Here is a 16,329-nt window from a genome sequence, read left to right as displayed (position 1 = left end):
AATTTAAAAACCTATAAATAAAGCATTATGAGTACTAAAAACTTATTTAGCGAAGAGGCTAAACAGAAAATTAAAGACCTAGCAACTGATATTGATTTTGCTATGTTTGCTACTGGATTAAAGGATAATCCCTTACATATGGTACCAATGAGTACAAAAAAAGTTGACGATTCAGGACAAATATGGTTTCTAAGTAATAAAAATAGTCAACATAATAAAAACATTATTCAAAATAGTGCGATGCATTTAATATATTCTGATCCTAGTAAAATGAAATTTTTAAATGTTTTTGGTCAAGCCAAAGTTTCAACAGATATTGATATTATTAAGGAGTTATATAAAAGTTCAGACGATGCATGGTTTGAAGGTGTAAATGATCCAAATATTACTGCAATTGCTGTAATTCCTGCAGAAGTATTTTATTGGGATCCAAAAAATAATACTCTTGTTACTTTATTAAAAATGGGAATGGGAGCATTAACTGGCGACGAACCTGATCTAATGGATCAAGGTAAATTAAATGTTTAAATTATAAAGGCATCAATTATATAATTGGTGTTTTTTTTTATTCAATTTTTTTTTTCTACCATCTAATCAATAACCACGGGCTATTTTATTTAATCAGATTATATTTTCAATTATAATTATAATATTTTAGAAATAAACACGTTAATTTGGTAATCCAATTTGGTGAACCAAATTAAGTACCCCAATTAATTATTAATATTAAATATTATTTTATGAAAAAAAATTTGATTTTAAAGAAACCTACGAACTTTTTAAAGTTCAAAAATGCTTTGTTGTTAACTCCTTTGAGTTTCGCTTTATTTTGTAGTTGCTCATCTGATGATGCCACTCAATTAGATGCTAATAGTGTGATCACTGAAAATGTTACTAGTGGTTTGACTGCAAAAACGACTATAAGTAAAATCACTTCTTTAACTGTATCTGCTAATGGAGATGACGGAAATGTAGCTGCAAACACAATTGATGGTAAATCTTCTACTAGATGGTCTTCTAATGGAGCTTCAGGAAAGTACATTACTTATGATTTAGGAAGTAGTAAAACCATTTCAAGTTTGAAAATTGCTTGGTATAATGGAAATGAAAGAAAAACGTATTTCCAAATTAGAGTAGGAAACTCATTGAGTGACTTAACAACTGTTTATGATGCTAAAACATCAGGAAGTAGTGGTAGTACTTCCTCCTTAGAGACGTATTCATTGACTGTACCTACGAGCGCAAGATATGTAAGGATTTCTTGTTTTGGAAATTCAGTTAATAGCTGGAATAGTATTATTGACACTGAAATTTATAGTCAAAGTGATAGCGATAGTGGAACAGTAACTCCTCCTACTGGAACTACTTATCCTACATCTATTTTAGGAATTACAGCAAACACTTGGAAAATTAATAGCTTCAAAGGTACTCCTGGATCATCAGCAGTTTATTATGATGATATTACTACTGCAAGCGGAGTATCATATAATACTTACAATGACCCTAATTATTTTTATACTGACGGTTCTTGGACTTATTTTAAATGTTACAGAGGTTTAGGAACATCTTCAAATTCTTCTAATCCTAGAGTTGAATTAAGAGAATTAATTAGTGGAAACGAAGCAAGTTGGGATGGCTCTACCGGAACACATACTATGACTTGGACAGTTAAAGTAGACAAATTACCTAAAGGGGAGAATGGAACTTCTGGGACTTTATGTTTTGGACAAATTCATGGTCCTGAGAAAAATAAAAGTGGTGTAGCAGTTGATGATATTATCCGTGTTCAATTTGATGGCGCAGCTAATCAATCTACAGGAGCCGTAAAGTTAAAAGTAAGTGGTTATATTACTGAAAAAGTACTTGGAGGTAGTAAATCATTTACAGGATATTCTTTAGGAACGACTTATACTTTTACAATTAAATATACTGGAAGTACAGTTTACCTATATAATGGTTCATCACTAGTATTCTCTCAAAAAATGAATACAAGTACTGAAGCTAATTATTTTAAAACGGGTAATTATTTACAATCAGTTAAAGGTACAAGCTATGATGGTTCATACGGTTTAGTAGCGATTAAAAACCTTAGTGTTTCACACAATTAATAATTGTTTTCTATACTTGTTACTCATCAAATAGAATTTATTTCGTAACAGAGTTTTATAATTTTTTCATAATAAAGAGAGATAGTCTATAATGTAGACTGTCTCTCTTTTTTGTTTCTAAACAATCAAATTAATTTTAGATTAATTTCTATCCCTTAGTATTTAAAGACCGGATATATTAATGCTATTACAATGAATGTTAACACAATGTTTCATTAATAACTCTTTTTATTAATGTAAGCGTAACCTTGAAAACCTACCCTTGAGGTTATTTTTGAAGACATATAATAAAACCAAATACTGTATTATATGTCATTTTTAAAATCACGAATACATCACAACAAATTAATCCCATTAAGTCTTACAAGACAAGTTTACTTTTTGATAAATAATAAAAAAGCGAACAGTCATGTATAAAAAACATACGGATGAAGAACTTGTCGATTTGTTACAGCAAGGCAAAGACAAAGCGTTTGACGAATTGTATTTTCGGTATCGAGACTTATTGGTTCGATTTGTCTACGTAAGGATGAAATCTATTCCTATTGCTGAGGAGATTGTTCAAGAAGTTTTTACCACAATTTGGGAACGACGCAAAGTCTTAGTCATTCAAAAGAAATTTTCGGCTTATATCTACACCTCCGTACGCTACGTAACCTTAGATTATATAAAAGCGCATACCATAACGGATCAATATATTAGGGAAGTTGCTGGTAATAATATAGTAACATCTAATAGTAACAATACGATAGAGTCTATCTATCATGACGAATTGCAAGAAGCAGTAGACAAAGCCACTTCGTTACTTCCTAAAAAAGCCAAAGAAGTTTTTGTATTAAGCAGATTCAAACAATACACCAATAAAGAAATTGCTGAAGAGCTTAATATTTCGCTGGAAACAGTCAAATACCACATTTCGTATGCGCTTAAGTTTATGCGTTCCTATTTAGGTGAGTTCAATTAAAAGACTGCTATTATTAAATGGTGTTTTTTTTTCTTAACACAAGCGTAACCTTACAAACCTACCTAAAAAAACAATTTCAAAGACATAATATTAAAGCAATAATCAAATTATAATGCCAGAACAATTACAGCAACATATAAAACTTTTCTTAGAAGGAAAGACATCTTTAAAAGGACAAGAACTATGGAACAATTGGTTTACTAACCCCAAATTTACAGCAGAGAACTTAAAGATGATTACTTCTAGTGATGCTAAAATAAAAAGGGAAATCGCAGTAATCAAAAAGACAAATAATATGTTTTTTATATCGAGAAAAAATTGGGCTATTGCCGCTTCTTTTTTAGTACTAATGGGACTTTCTTCTTTTTTTTATTTTTCTACCTCACTTTTCAATAATAGAGAATATGTCACAAATAAGGGGGAGCGCTCTAAGATTGTTTTGAGTGATGGTACCCAAATATGGCTCAATGCAGCGAGTACGTTAAAATACCCAGCCGAGTTTAAAGGTGGTACTCGAGAGGTTACTTTAATAGGCGAGGCTTTTTTTGATGTTGCCAAAGATAAAGTGCATCCATTTATAATACACACTGATAAGATGGATACAAAAGTAGTAGGAACTAGTTTTAATGTGCAAGCTTATCCTGATCAACTAAAACAAGAAGTTTCGGTATTAACCGGAAAAGTAAATGTAAAATCGACTGTTACTGATAAGAATGTGTATGTAACTCCAGGTCAAAAAGTAGTTTTTAAAACTCAAAATAATAAACTTCATGCATATAACGGTGTGGCAAAAAATACAGTATCGCCATGGCGAAAAAACATTCTGGTTTTCGAAGAAACTCCTTTTCCAGAAGTGATCGCTACACTAAATCGCAATTATAATGTGGTTATAAAAGTTGAAAATAAAAATTTGAATAATCTAAAAATAAGTGCCTATTTCAAAGCGCTTCCCGTTGATCAAGTTATTGATTTAGCGTGCAATATTGTCAATGCTACTTATAAATTAGAAAAAGGAGTTTATACTATAAAGTAATTTTTTACTTGAAAAATTGAAATCCATACTAGATAATTTACAAATGGGTAAATAGAATACTAAAGAATGCTACGTAGAATAATTATATAAAATCAAGAACAACCTAACTTAAATTTAAAAATGACGATTATGAATGAAAAACAAATGCGGTATGTCAAAAATTATCAGGGCATTAAAAAATCTGCGTTGGCAAAACTACTCCTCTTTGTTAGTTTATTTTTCATCGGAATAACAGCAAAAGCAGCTGGGATTGATGGCAATAAAAGAGTGACATTAAAAGTAGAAAATGAAACTATAAAAAATATTTTTCAGAAGATAGAAAATCAAGTTGATGTACATTTTATGTACGAAACGAATCAAATCAATGCCAATCAAAAAATCACTTTAAAATTTAACGATGTTCCTTTAGAACAAGCGCTTAATAAAATTTGTACAAACCTTTTTCTTCGTTACGAAATTGTCAATAACAATAACATCGTCATAAAAAAAAGTTTAAAAGTAAGTACCATAGATCTAGATAAAATCACTATTTCTGGAATTGTTTATGGAGATGATGACGGAATGCCATTACCTGGAGTAGGGATAAAAGTAAAAGGTTCCACTATTGCCACCGTTACTGATTTTGACGGAACATTCAGCCTCGTTGTTAATACAGCAGAAGCTACACTACTATTTTCTTATATTGGATATGTTACGCAAGAAGTAGCCGTAAATGATGCTAATAAAGTTTTAAATGTTAGGCTATTGGCCGATATGAAGCAACTCAACGAAGTTGTGGTTATGGGATACGGAAGTGTAAAAAAATCTCAAGTTGTAGGCGCAGTCTCTAGTGTGTCAATGAAAGAGTCTTCAAGCAGAACTTACAATTCAACAGCTGAATTATTACAAGGAACGGTTGCTGGAGTTACGGTCATCAATAATGGGGGAGACCCAATGGCGCCACCTACAATAAATATTAGGGGAGTGGGTTCTATTAATGCAGAATCACCATTAATCGTTTTGGACGGGATTGTTTACAGCGGTTCTTTTAATGATATAAATCCTAATGATATTGCTTCGATAAGTGTGCTAAAAGATGCGGCTTCTGCAGCCATTTACGGTGCTCGTGCTTCGGGTGGGGTGATTTTAGTTACTTCTAAAAAAGGATCTGCTGATCGTGTTCGTGTAAACGTAAATTATCAAGGCGGGTATCAAAATGTAGCCAAAAAATTAGAAGCTTTAAATGCAGCTGAATATGCTGATGCTATGAACACAGCAACCGATAATGCTGGTTTGCCTAGAGTTGCGGCTTTTGATGTAAATCAAGAACCAAGTGCTAGAACCACAAATACCGTATGGATGGATGAAATATTTCGAAAAGGTAATATTCAAGACCTAACCCTTTCTATTGATGGCGGTAGCGAAAAATCAAACTTCTTTATTTCTGGAGGATACCGTAAAAATGAAGGGATTTTGTTGAATACCTTTTCTGAAAGATATACGGCTAGAGCCAACTCTTCTTTTAAAATAACACCTAAATTTACTATTGGTGAGAACATTACTTATTCGTTAAAAAACGGACAAACGGCCAATACTAATGATGGCTATGTTGGAGCTATTCTGTCGGCTATTTTTTATCCTCCTAACGCCACTATTTATAAACAAGATGGCTCAGGACAATTTGGTGGTGTCCCTAGTAAATACATTGGTTCTTACGGTGACGTTATTAATCCTGTTGCCTATTTAAAAAGATTAGATAACAGTAATCCTATCTCTACCATTTTGATTAATCCTTATGCACAATGGGAAATAGTTAAGGGATTAACTTTTAAATCTAACTGGGGTATTACTCGCATTGAAAATAATAGCAAACAATTTGTTTCTAAAGTTACGGAGCCTGGAAAAATATTTGATTTTAACCAACTAATTCAATCTTCGACTACGCTAACGGATATATTAGGGGAACAAACTTTAACATTAGATAAAAAAATAGGAGACCATAGCTTTACGGTTTTAGGAGGATATACCTACCAAGATACGAAACAAGAATATTTCCAAATATCGGCTACGGGCTTTGATAATGAAGATCCTTCACAACGCTATTTTGTAAATGGAAAAGATTTTAGACAGTTAGGTGCAAACGGAAACCGTCAGTTACTAATCTCTTATGTAGGGAGGTTAAATTACTCGTATGCTGATAAGTATTTATTCTCTGGAATTGTACGCCGTGACGGAACTTCTAAACTTACTTCTGCTAACCGTTGGGAAGTTTATCCATCGCTATCAGCGGGATGGTTAATTTCTAAAGAGGGATTCATGGCAAACACTAAGTCCATAATTTCTAATCTAAAATTACGTGCTAGCTGGGGACAAATAGGTAACCTAGGAAGTCTGCAACCTTATGAATTTAGTGTGCCGTTAACACAAACATTGTCTTTATTGGGAGATACTCCAATTATCAATTATGGGTATGCCGAAAGAAAATTATCTAACGCTAACTTGATTTGGGAAAGTTCTGAGCAAACGAACTTAGGTCTGGATTTTGGTTTGTTAAACAATAAATTAAGTGGTACTGTTGACGTTTTTGTGAAAACAAATAAGGATATGTTGGTTAACAATCAATTACCGGGTCTTGCTGGTGCAAATGAAGGGCAAACGGTAAACGCTGGAAAGGTAGAAAACAAAGGGATCGAGTTAAGTTTGAATTATAAAGAGTCTATTGGTGATTTTAAAATGGACTTTACAGTAAATGCCTCGATGCTAAAAAACAAGGTGGTTTCAATCAAAGATGATTTGACAAACTTTGAACCTCAAGGTAGAGCGCGTGTGCGTAGTTTACCTATTGCCAATGTATATGAAGTAGGGAGCGCCCTGAATTCTTTTTATGGTTTTTCAACAGATGGATTGTTTCAATCTGTAGACGAAGTGAACACTTATGTAAATACTACGGGGGTTAAATACCAACCCAATGCCGTAGCGGGAGACATCAAGTTTAAGGATGTCAATGGTGATGGCGTAATTAATAATAGTGACCGTATTGTATTAGGAAATCCTTTTCCTAAAACAACGTATAGCTTCAATGCAAATTTTAATTACAAAGGGTTTGATATGAATATCTTCTTGCAAGGTGTTGCTGGAAATAGTGTTTTTAATGCCGTAAAACATACGGGACTTAATGCTTCTTTCCCAGGTTATAACTTATTATCTGACTCTAAAAACGCTTGGTCGCCAACTAATACTGATACTTCAATTCCTATTCTATCGGCTAAGGATAACAATAATAATTTTGGTCGAATTTCAGATTTTTATATTGAAGATGGTTCATTCTTACGATTGAGAAATGTGTCTTTAGGATATACTTTTAACAACCAATTATTTAAAGATAAAGTAAAATTAAGAGTGTATGTCTCTGCTCAAAATTTATTTACCATTACTAAATATTCTGGAATGGATCCAGAGGTGGGGTTAAACAATTTCGGAATGGACTTAGGGCGTTATCCACTATCTAGAATTTACATGTCAGGAATCAATTTATCTTTTTAAAGAAACAATAAAATTAAAGCAAAATGAAAAAAATAAGTTTTTTATTCATCGGTTTAGGACTTCTTTTTGCAACATTAAGTTGTGAGAATGAGCTGGATCAAATACCGCAAGGAGCGCCTTCAACTGGTAATTTCTGGAAAACTGCTGCTGATGCAAAAGCAGGCGTAAACTCCATATATGCACTTTATAATGACGATAATATGTACGGGCGAGGGTTCTTTTGGCTTAATAATGCCAGTGATGATATTGGAACTAAACCAAGACAAAATGCCGAACGTATAAAGAACTTTATTGTTGATGGCTCTGAGTCTGATACTAAAGATATCTGGAAAGTACATTACGAAATTATGAAACGTTGTAATGATGTGATTCGAAATATTCCAAACATTACTATTGACGAGCCTACAAAAAATAGAATGTTAGGCGAAGCGTATTTTAATCATGCAGTAATGCATTTAGAATTGGCTTATCGTTATGGAGATGACCGCGCCGGAATTCCAATTCAAGATAGAGAAGATCCTACAAATATTTATATTCCGCGTACAAAAAATGTAGCAGAAAATTACGCTTACATCGCAGCTGACTTAGTTAAAGCAGCAGATTTACTTCCTTATTTTAGTGAGTTAAGTACTGATAATTATGGGCGAGCGCATAAAACTGCTGCCTGGGGATATTTAGTTCGTACTTATTTGTACGCAAAGGATTATGATAATGCAATAAAATATGCTGACTTAATCATGAAAAGCGGTAAACAAGCTTTGTTGCCAAATTTTGAAGATGTGTTCAAAGTGAGTAACAATTGGTCTTCAGAATATATCTGGTCTGCAACTTCAAGTGCGGGAACAACTACATTAGGATCTATTTTTCCAGGTGTTTGTCTTGAAGATAAAGGTTGGGGCGCATACAATGGATGGGGAAATTTTTATCCTACAAAAGAATTATTAGATACTTATGTTGCAAATGATAAAAGACTTGCGGCTACAATATTGAAAAAAGGTGATAAGTTCACTTATTTTGGTAACGAAGTGACTTTTAACGAAGGCGCTTACCAAGTAAGTTCTAGCAACCGTACAGGTATGCAATTTAAGAAATATATGGATCCTTTTAGTTTTCCTAAAACAACTTCGGGTAGCGTTGATACGCGTTACGTAAATGCAAACGGGGACAAACCTTCAACGGCTTTAAATGTGCCCTTATTGCGTTATGCAGATGTGATTTTGATGATGGCTGAAGCCAAATTAATGAAAGGTCAAAATGCCGATACCGAAATTAATATGATTCGCAATCGTGCTGGTTTGCCAAGTCTTTCGGGAGCAACAATGACCGACTTAAAAAGAGAAAGACGTTGTGAGCTAGCAGGGGAGTGGACAGACCGTCATTTTGACCTTGTACGTTGGGGTGATGCGCAAGCAACCTACGCACAACCGTTACATGATTATAACGGAGTAGTAATTTACCCAGCTCGTAATTTTAATCCAGTAATACATAACGTATGGCCAATACCACCAGATGAAATCGCAGTAAGTAAAGGAACGCTTACGCAAAATCAAGGTTGGTAATCTATAATTTCAATTTTGTTTTTTTTAGTCTTTACCCTGTGGGTTTGTTGTGATCTCGCAGGTGTAAAGCAAAAAAAAGACATGATTTCTAACTTAAAAACCAGTCTTTTAGCTCTAAAAGGTTGGTTTTATTATTAAACAGTAGTACTATTTACACTTCTAGCAGCATAATTAATAGACAAACAATATTCTAATGAAAAAAATAATTATCCTCATTTGTTTTCCTGTTTTCTTGTTTGCGCAAGTTCAAGAGTACACCTCTTCAAACATCCATTCACACAATGATTACGCTAACGCACTTCCTTTTACAGCTGCCTATAGTAATGAAGTTGGAGTCATTGAAGCCGATGTATTTCTAGTAAATAACGATTTATTTGTAGCACATTCAGTAGCAGATAGTAATCCAGATAACACTTTAAAGAAACAATATTTAGAACCGCTTACCAATAAAATAAAAGCTTTGCAGGGTAAAGTGTACCCAAACAATAAAGCCTTAATCTTGATGATTGATGTAAAGTCGGATGCAGTTGCTACTTTAAAACTGATCGTTCAACAATTAATCAATTACCCTGAAATTATTGAAAACAAAGCACTAAAAATTATCATTTCAGGGAACAGACCAGATCCATCTTTATGGAAAAATTATCCTTCTTATATTTCTTTTGACGGACGAATAAATGAAGTTTATACAACAGAGCAATTGGCACGAATTGAAATGATTAGTGAAGACCTAAAAAACCACACGCATTGGAACGGTAAAGGTGTTTTAACTGAAGTGGATGCTAATAAAATAAAAGCCATTATTGCCAAAGTGCACGAGCAACATAAAAAAATTAGATTTTGGTCAACGCAAGATAATGTGAATACTTGGATTGCTTTAATGAATTTAGACGTAGATTATATCGCCACAGACAATACGACTAAGTTATCACAATTCATAGGTGATTTAAAAAGGAATTACTATCAAAACACTGAATTTCATACCGCTTATATTCCTGAAAATTCTTTGGCTTTCGCCAAAGTTAAAAAGCCTAAAAATATTATATTGTTGATAGGTGACGGAATGGGATTAACCCAAATTTATGCTGGTTACACTACAAATAAAGGGCAATTGAATATGTTTAACATGCCAGTGCAAGGATTTTCGATTACCAATGCCTCCGATAGTTATATTACAGATTCTGCTGCGGCAGCTACAGCTATGGCAACTGGACATAAAACTAATAACCGCTTTATAGGTGTTGATGAAACTGGAAAACCTCTAGAATCCATCATACAAATAGTAACTAAAAACAATTTTCAAACGGCCCTAATTTCTTCTGGAAATGTCACCGACGCAACTCCAGCTGCATTTTATGCAAAACAAAGCGATCGAAGTTTTAATGAAGCCATTGCTTTGGATTTTTTAAGCTATCCTACAGATATTTTAATAGGAGGAGGAACAAACGAATTTATACATAGAAAAGATGGTAAAAACTTAGGCAAACAACTACAAGAAAAAGGATATACCTTTTCGGATAAATTTAGCGCGCTAGATACTATTAAAAACAGCAAATTTGTACTAGTAGATAATGAAGCCGTTGTTTCTAAAAAAGAAGGAAGAGGGGATTTTTTATCTAAAGCTTTTACAAAAACAATTAAGACTTTTTCCAGATCTAAAAAGCCATTTTTTATAATGGAAGAGGGAGCTCAAATTGATTATGGAGGACATAAAAACGAATTGGATTATGTGGTAAGAGAGCTTTTAGATTTTGATCAATTAGTAGGTTTAGCCATGGAATATGTTGACAATAATAAAGAAACCTTGCTAATCGTTACTGCTGATCACGAAACAGGCGGTTTATCATTAATTGATGGTAGTATTGAAAAAGGATATGTTCATGGTGATTTTAGTACTAATGATCATACGGCAGTTACCGTTCCTGTTTTTGCTTATGGTCCAGGTGCCGAAATTTTTAAAGGCACCTATCAAAACACCGCTATTTTTGATAAAATACAATCTATTTTGCTCTAAAAATAAAAGCTTTTTTTGTTTATTAGTAATAGCTGTTTTACTTTTAAAAAGTAGAATAGCTTTTTTTTTTATATTGATTTACAATTACTTAACTATTTGTTAAATGCTTATTACCCAACTTAAAACTGATTTTTGAGACATAGTAGTAGTATAAACTCAAATCATATTTTATGAAAAATCATGTTTTAAAATTCGGTCTAAAAATGTTTATTGCAGCTACATTTTTAGTTTCTTGTTCTGCACCTTCTATTGAAGGCACTGTAAATGCAAGTATTCAGGAAACTAAGGTTAGTGTCCCACAAAGTAAATTGCTAACGGCTAAAGCAGCTTCCTACACTTTATCAAACTGGATGGGTGCCTTAGATGAAAACCAAAAGTTAACTGCTTTCACCATTCCAGGAACACACGATTCAGGGGCTCGTTATGAAACTTTTTCTGGCACAGCAAAATGTCAAAACTTATCTATTGACGATCAATTAAAGGCGGGTGTTCGTTACCTGGATATTCGTGGGCGTCATTACAATAATACTTTTGAAATTCATCACGGAGTAGTGTACCAAAAAATAAATTTCACTAATGTATTGAACAGTTGTAAAAGTTTTTTGACTCAAAATCCATCAGAGACTATAATCATGTCTTTAAAAGAGGAGCATACAGCATCAGGAAATAACCGTACGTATGAGGCTACTTTTGATTCTTATGTGCAACAGTTTCCAGAACTGTTTTCATTAGGAAATACAATTCCAACTCTAAAATCAGTAAAAGGAAAAATTGTATTGTTAAGACGTTTTGCTGCTGTTAATACAAAAGGTATTGATGCTACAAACTGGACAGATAATACCGTTTTTGAAATTAATGCTACACAGGCTATTAAAGTACAAGATGTGTACAAAGTAGCTGATAATAGTGCAAAATGGACAGCTATTACTGCTTTAGCAAATGAAGCAAAACTAGGTAATGATGCTAAATTGTATTTAAACTACTGCAGCGGTTACAAGTCAGGTCTTTTTGGAATTCCGAGTATTCCAACAGTTTCAAACGCTATAAACCCAAAAGTTAAGAATTATTTCACGACTAATAATGCAGGTCATTTTGGGATTGTAATTATAGATTTTACTGATGCAACTACCAATGATTTAATGATTAAAACAAATTTTAATTAAAGTACTACTTTAACCTAATTCTTGCTACTTTTTTTTAAATGGTGAAATAAATGGTACCGTCCTTACAAGAAATAAAGTTCTTAAAAAAATGAATTACTGTCAAGGATAGCAACGGAAAGCCCGCAAAGGTAACAGTCTTTTTATAAAACAAACCCCAAAATAGCGACCGTAGGAAGCTCATTTTGGGGTTTTAGTTTTATAGACTGGTTCCTGCGGACTTGTAGTGAATAGCCAGCCCGGACAGCCTTATTATTTTAGCATTTTGCAGTTGTGATTTCGCCATTTACCAACCTGAAAATATGTAATGGATTGGCATTTTTTAAAGCATCAGGCAATAAAGCTTCCGGATAGTTTTGATAGCAAACCGGACGTACAAATCGCTCTATAGCGCCTGTTCCTACTGAGGTAGAATTAGGTGCTGTTGTAGCAGGAAATGGGCCTCCGTGTACCATTGCGTGGCAAACCTCAACACCAGTAGGGTAGTTGTTGATAAGGATTCGGCCTACTTTTAACTCTAATATATCAAAAAGTTCTTTGTAAGCCAAAAGATCATTTGATGTTCCAAAAACGGTCGCCGTTAAATGACCTTGTAAGTCGCTGGCATGTTTTAAAATTGCTTCTTTAGAACTGGCTTCAACAATAATACTCGACGGGCCAAAGTTTTCCTCAGCTAGAGATGGATTTGCATTAAAATGCTGACTTGTTGTTTTGAATAATTGGGCAGTGGCATTATTTATAAGCGTACTCGTTTCTCCTTTAGCAAGCACTTCAATTTGGTTCGTTTCTTGTGTCTCTAATGCGCCCTTATCATACATTTTCTTGATGTTAGGAGTTAACATTGTTCCAGCTGCTATCACACTGAATTTAGCTTGTAATTCCTCATAAAAAGGGATATTATCGATATTCTCATGAAGGAAAACAAGACCAGGATTAGTACAAAATTGGCCTACACCCATGGTGATCGATTGTGCTAAACCAGCGGCAATTACAGCAGCATCGTTTTTAAGCATTTCTGGCAATATAAAAACTGGATTGGTGCTTCCCATTTCGGCAAAGACAGGAATGGGCTCTGGGCGGGCATTTGCATAATCAAACAAGGCTTTACCACCAGCAAATGATCCCGTAAAACCTACCGCTTTTATTCCGGAATGCTGTACTAAAGCAGCACCTATTTTCTTTGAATTTCCTTGAATTAATGCAAAAGTCCCTTCGGGCATATTACAAGTTTTTATGGCTTTGTAAATTGCATTAGACATCATTTGTGATGTTCCAGGATGTGCTTCATGCGTTTTTACAATAACAGGACAGCCTGCTGCAAGGGCTGATGCAGTGTCACCACCAGCAGTAGAAAACGCTAACGGAAAATTACTAGCTCCAAAAACTGCCACAGGCCCTAGCGGAATTAAAATATGTCTAATATCAGGTCTAGGTAGTGGCGCTCGGTCAGGAATAGCGGTATCTATGCGGGCATCAACCCAGGAACCCTCGCGTAAGTAACTTGCAAACAAATTCAGTTGATTGATCGTTCTGCCTCGTTCTCCTAGTAGACGCGCTATGGGCAAAGCTGTTTCTAAATGACAACGGTTGATAAGTGCGTCACCTAAATTAGCAATTTCAATTCCTATTTGTTCTAAAAAATGGGCTTTTTCAGCATTAGTTTTTTTGCGATAAGCAGTAAAAGCATTGGTAGCTTTTTCAACAACTTCATCAATTTCTTTTGGTGTAGCATTAGCAAATGTGTCCGCTAAAATTGTGTTGTCTACTGGGTTTATAGCTTGAAAGGTATCTTTAGAAATCATATAGTATGTTTTTGGTTTTCCAAATTGGTTTACCAAAAATAAACATATTTAAATAAAACAAGGCATAATCCTTAAAGTATTTAAGATTATAGGATTATCGTTTTAATGATAAATAGGAGGGAAGCGGTAATTTTTATGCATAAAAAAAGTCCTTAGCGTGAACTAAGGACTTTTGTAATAATAAGCTATTATTTTTTAGACTCTTCGATAGAAAGCTTTCTAAATTCTTTTAACATTTTTTCCATTTCTAAAGTTGACTTACGTGCTCTTGCACCAGCCGCTTTAACTCCTTTATCAATTAGAGATTCTGTTTCTGCAGTAAATGTTTCAAATTCAGCGTTAATCTTTGCTACTAATTCTTTCATGATTGTTATATTATAGTTAAGGTCGCAAAAATAGAATTTTGCGGTGGATAGCCTAGCAATATTATGTTAAAAATATTTCAAAACGGACTTTTTTTCCTCAATTACTGGGCAAAAACGAGGTTTGGACTGTTTAATTGAATTTCGGTTTGAAAAAAAAAGCCGTTTTTATTGTATTTCTTTTGATAAAAAAGGAATTATTCCACCAACAAAAGTAGAAAAGCGACGCGTATTACTTAATTTTTTAAGTGATTTTATTGCTTAGATGGGTCAATTTGGTTTGTTTGAATATCGTATTGACGGTCTTGATATTCCTTACACATTGCTACAAATTCTTCAGTGTGTATGGTTCTAAAATTGTGATTTTCTTGCGGAATGATTTCAACCATTTTATCAATCATTATTTGGGGATCAAGTTGCTTTTTACCCATTTGTTCCGCTGCTTTCTCAATATCTTTTTTAGGAGTAAAGTGTACGTCTTCATCAAACCATTGTTTGTAAGAATCATAAGCGCGATCGTTAAAACCAGTTTCGAATGGCCCTGGATTGATAGTCGCTACCGTCACTCCAAAAGGTTGTAACTCATCACGTAAACATTGAACAACGGCCTCAAGCGCGTGCTTTGATGCGTTATAAGCTCCTAAAAACGGATTAGTCACTAATCCAGCAATCGATGAAAGAAAAATAACTTTCCCTTTTTTCTTTTCAACCATTTTTTTAATAAAAGGCTGTGAGAATTCAAGTGTTCCAAAGGTGTTGACCTCCATTACTTCTCTAAGATAATTTACTGGAATCTCTGCCATAGGTCCGGTTTCGGCTCTACCAGCATTGTTTACTAGAATATCAATATCGTATTGCCACGCTCTTTTGCGGTCAATAGGATCTAAAATGTCTATTTTTATCAATTCAATTTGTTCTTTATAATCGGTGTCTGCTAATTCTTCTTTAAATCGAGACATTTGTTCCCATGTATGCACGGCAGCAATTACTTTGTGCCCTTGTTGTGCTAGTCCTATTGCTGTTCCTTTCCCTAATCCTGATCCTGCTCCTGTGATAAATATTGTTTGCTTCTTCATTTTGCTTGTATTAAAATTATTTTAGTACAGTAAAATTAAGGTTCTTAATAAGGGAATGGGTTATGCTACTTTTTACAATAGTTATAATATTATATATGGAGTGTATGAGAATTAGAGGTCTCAAATAGAGTTTAAAACTATTAGCTTAAAATGCATCTTTTTTTTTCTTCTCAAAATTTTAGCCACAGATCAATACGATTAAAAGGATTTAACCTTTGAAAATCAATTTAATCTATGGCTAATTTTAATTTTTTCTGAAATCCAATCATGCAGACTATCAGGATGCCAAACCAAATCTATGGACTTATAGTCTATAGTTGTTTAGTTTATAAATGCGATTAGTGCAAGCATAAAACGAATTTATGCGCCATGTAAGAAGACATTTGCTGGAATACCAAAAAAGTTTTTAAGCTTTTGAGCCATCTTTAGTGTAATTTCACGCTTGCCAGATAATATTGCAGATACGTGTCCTTTACTCCCAATGATAGGTTCTAAATCTTTGTTTTTTATACCTATTTCTTCCATTTTTATTTTGATGACTTCTAAAGCATCCAGTTCAGGCATAGGATAATTTTTATCTTCAAAATCTTTTATCAAAATAAGTAAAACACCCAGCTCGTCATCTTCGGGAGTTTCGGGTTCTGCTTGAAAAATTTCCATTGCACGCTTTACAGCTATTTTATGTTCAGCTTCGGTTTTTATTACTTTCCAGTTCATTTTTTTTTAATC

Annotated in this window: 12 protein-coding genes; 8 read left to right on the top strand and 4 right to left on the bottom strand. The window is 33.7% G+C overall.

Features of this window, described 5'->3' with window-relative positions:
- Window positions 1–27 precede the first annotated feature (27 nt).
- The 8 genes from ACVEGE_RS17600 to ACVEGE_RS17565 all read left to right on the top strand — a co-directional run bounded on the left by ACVEGE_RS17600 (window position 28) and on the right by ACVEGE_RS17565 (window position 12,363).
- Entirely contained in the window at window positions 28–528 is a 501-nt protein-coding gene (locus tag ACVEGE_RS17600) for a pyridoxamine 5'-phosphate oxidase family protein (protein WP_192501197.1), read from the top strand.
- A 212-nt stretch (window positions 529–740) separates the two neighbouring features.
- A complete protein-coding gene (locus ACVEGE_RS17595; protein WP_192501196.1) occupies window positions 741–2,108 on the top strand; it encodes a polysaccharide lyase family 7 protein in 1,368 nt (455 codons plus the stop codon).
- 409 nt (window positions 2,109–2,517) lie between these two features.
- The gene (locus tag ACVEGE_RS17590) at window positions 2,518–3,072 is read left to right on the top strand and encodes an RNA polymerase sigma-70 factor (RefSeq protein WP_192501195.1); all 555 of its coding nucleotides are present in this window, start codon (window positions 2,518–2,520) and stop codon (window positions 3,070–3,072) included.
- 112 nt (window positions 3,073–3,184) lie between these two features.
- A complete protein-coding gene (locus ACVEGE_RS17585; protein ID WP_192501194.1) occupies window positions 3,185–4,105 on the top strand; it encodes a FecR family protein in 921 nt (306 codons plus the stop codon).
- A 129-nt stretch (window positions 4,106–4,234) separates the two neighbouring features.
- Window positions 4,235–7,627: a TonB-dependent receptor gene (locus tag ACVEGE_RS17580; protein ID WP_192501193.1), complete on the top strand. Its 3,393-nt coding sequence runs from the start codon at window positions 4,235–4,237 to the stop codon at window positions 7,625–7,627.
- 23 nt (window positions 7,628–7,650) lie between these two features.
- Window positions 7,651–9,186, top strand: coding sequence for a RagB/SusD family nutrient uptake outer membrane protein (locus ACVEGE_RS17575; RefSeq protein WP_192501192.1), 1,536 nt, complete (start codon window positions 7,651–7,653; stop codon window positions 9,184–9,186).
- Window positions 9,187–9,379: 193 nt separating this feature from the next.
- Entirely contained in the window at window positions 9,380–11,200 is a 1,821-nt protein-coding gene (locus ACVEGE_RS17570) for an alkaline phosphatase (RefSeq protein WP_192501191.1), read from the top strand.
- A gap of 170 nt (window positions 11,201–11,370) precedes the next feature.
- A complete protein-coding gene (locus ACVEGE_RS17565) occupies window positions 11,371–12,363 on the top strand; it encodes a phosphatidylinositol-specific phospholipase C (RefSeq protein ID WP_225738140.1) in 993 nt (330 codons plus the stop codon).
- A 254-nt stretch (window positions 12,364–12,617) separates the two neighbouring features.
- On the opposite strand, the gene ACVEGE_RS17560 is transcribed toward ACVEGE_RS17565, so the two are convergent.
- From ACVEGE_RS17560 to ACVEGE_RS17545, 4 genes are all read right to left on the bottom strand, one after another.
- The gene (locus ACVEGE_RS17560; RefSeq protein ID WP_192501190.1) at window positions 12,618–14,162 is read right to left on the bottom strand and encodes an aldehyde dehydrogenase (NADP(+)); all 1,545 of its coding nucleotides are present in this window, start codon (window positions 14,160–14,162) and stop codon (window positions 12,618–12,620) included.
- 188 nt (window positions 14,163–14,350) lie between these two features.
- Window positions 14,351–14,527 (bottom strand): histone H1, encoded by a 177-nt coding sequence (locus tag ACVEGE_RS17555; protein ID WP_173852390.1) that lies wholly within the window; start codon window positions 14,525–14,527, stop codon window positions 14,351–14,353.
- Between the two features lie 251 nt (window positions 14,528–14,778).
- Complete coding sequence (locus ACVEGE_RS17550) at window positions 14,779–15,600, bottom strand: SDR family oxidoreductase (protein WP_173852388.1); 822 nt, start codon at window positions 15,598–15,600, stop codon at window positions 14,779–14,781.
- 360 nt (window positions 15,601–15,960) lie between these two features.
- Window positions 15,961–16,317: a helix-turn-helix domain-containing protein gene (locus ACVEGE_RS17545; protein ID WP_192501189.1), complete on the bottom strand. Its 357-nt coding sequence runs from the start codon at window positions 16,315–16,317 to the stop codon at window positions 15,961–15,963.
- Between the last annotated feature and the right edge of the window lie 12 nt (window positions 16,318–16,329).

Source organism: Flavobacterium sp. PL002, from assembly GCF_054165825.1.
The sequence above is the reverse complement of the archived record's forward strand: the minus strand, read 5'-3'. Positions and strand labels throughout refer to the sequence as shown.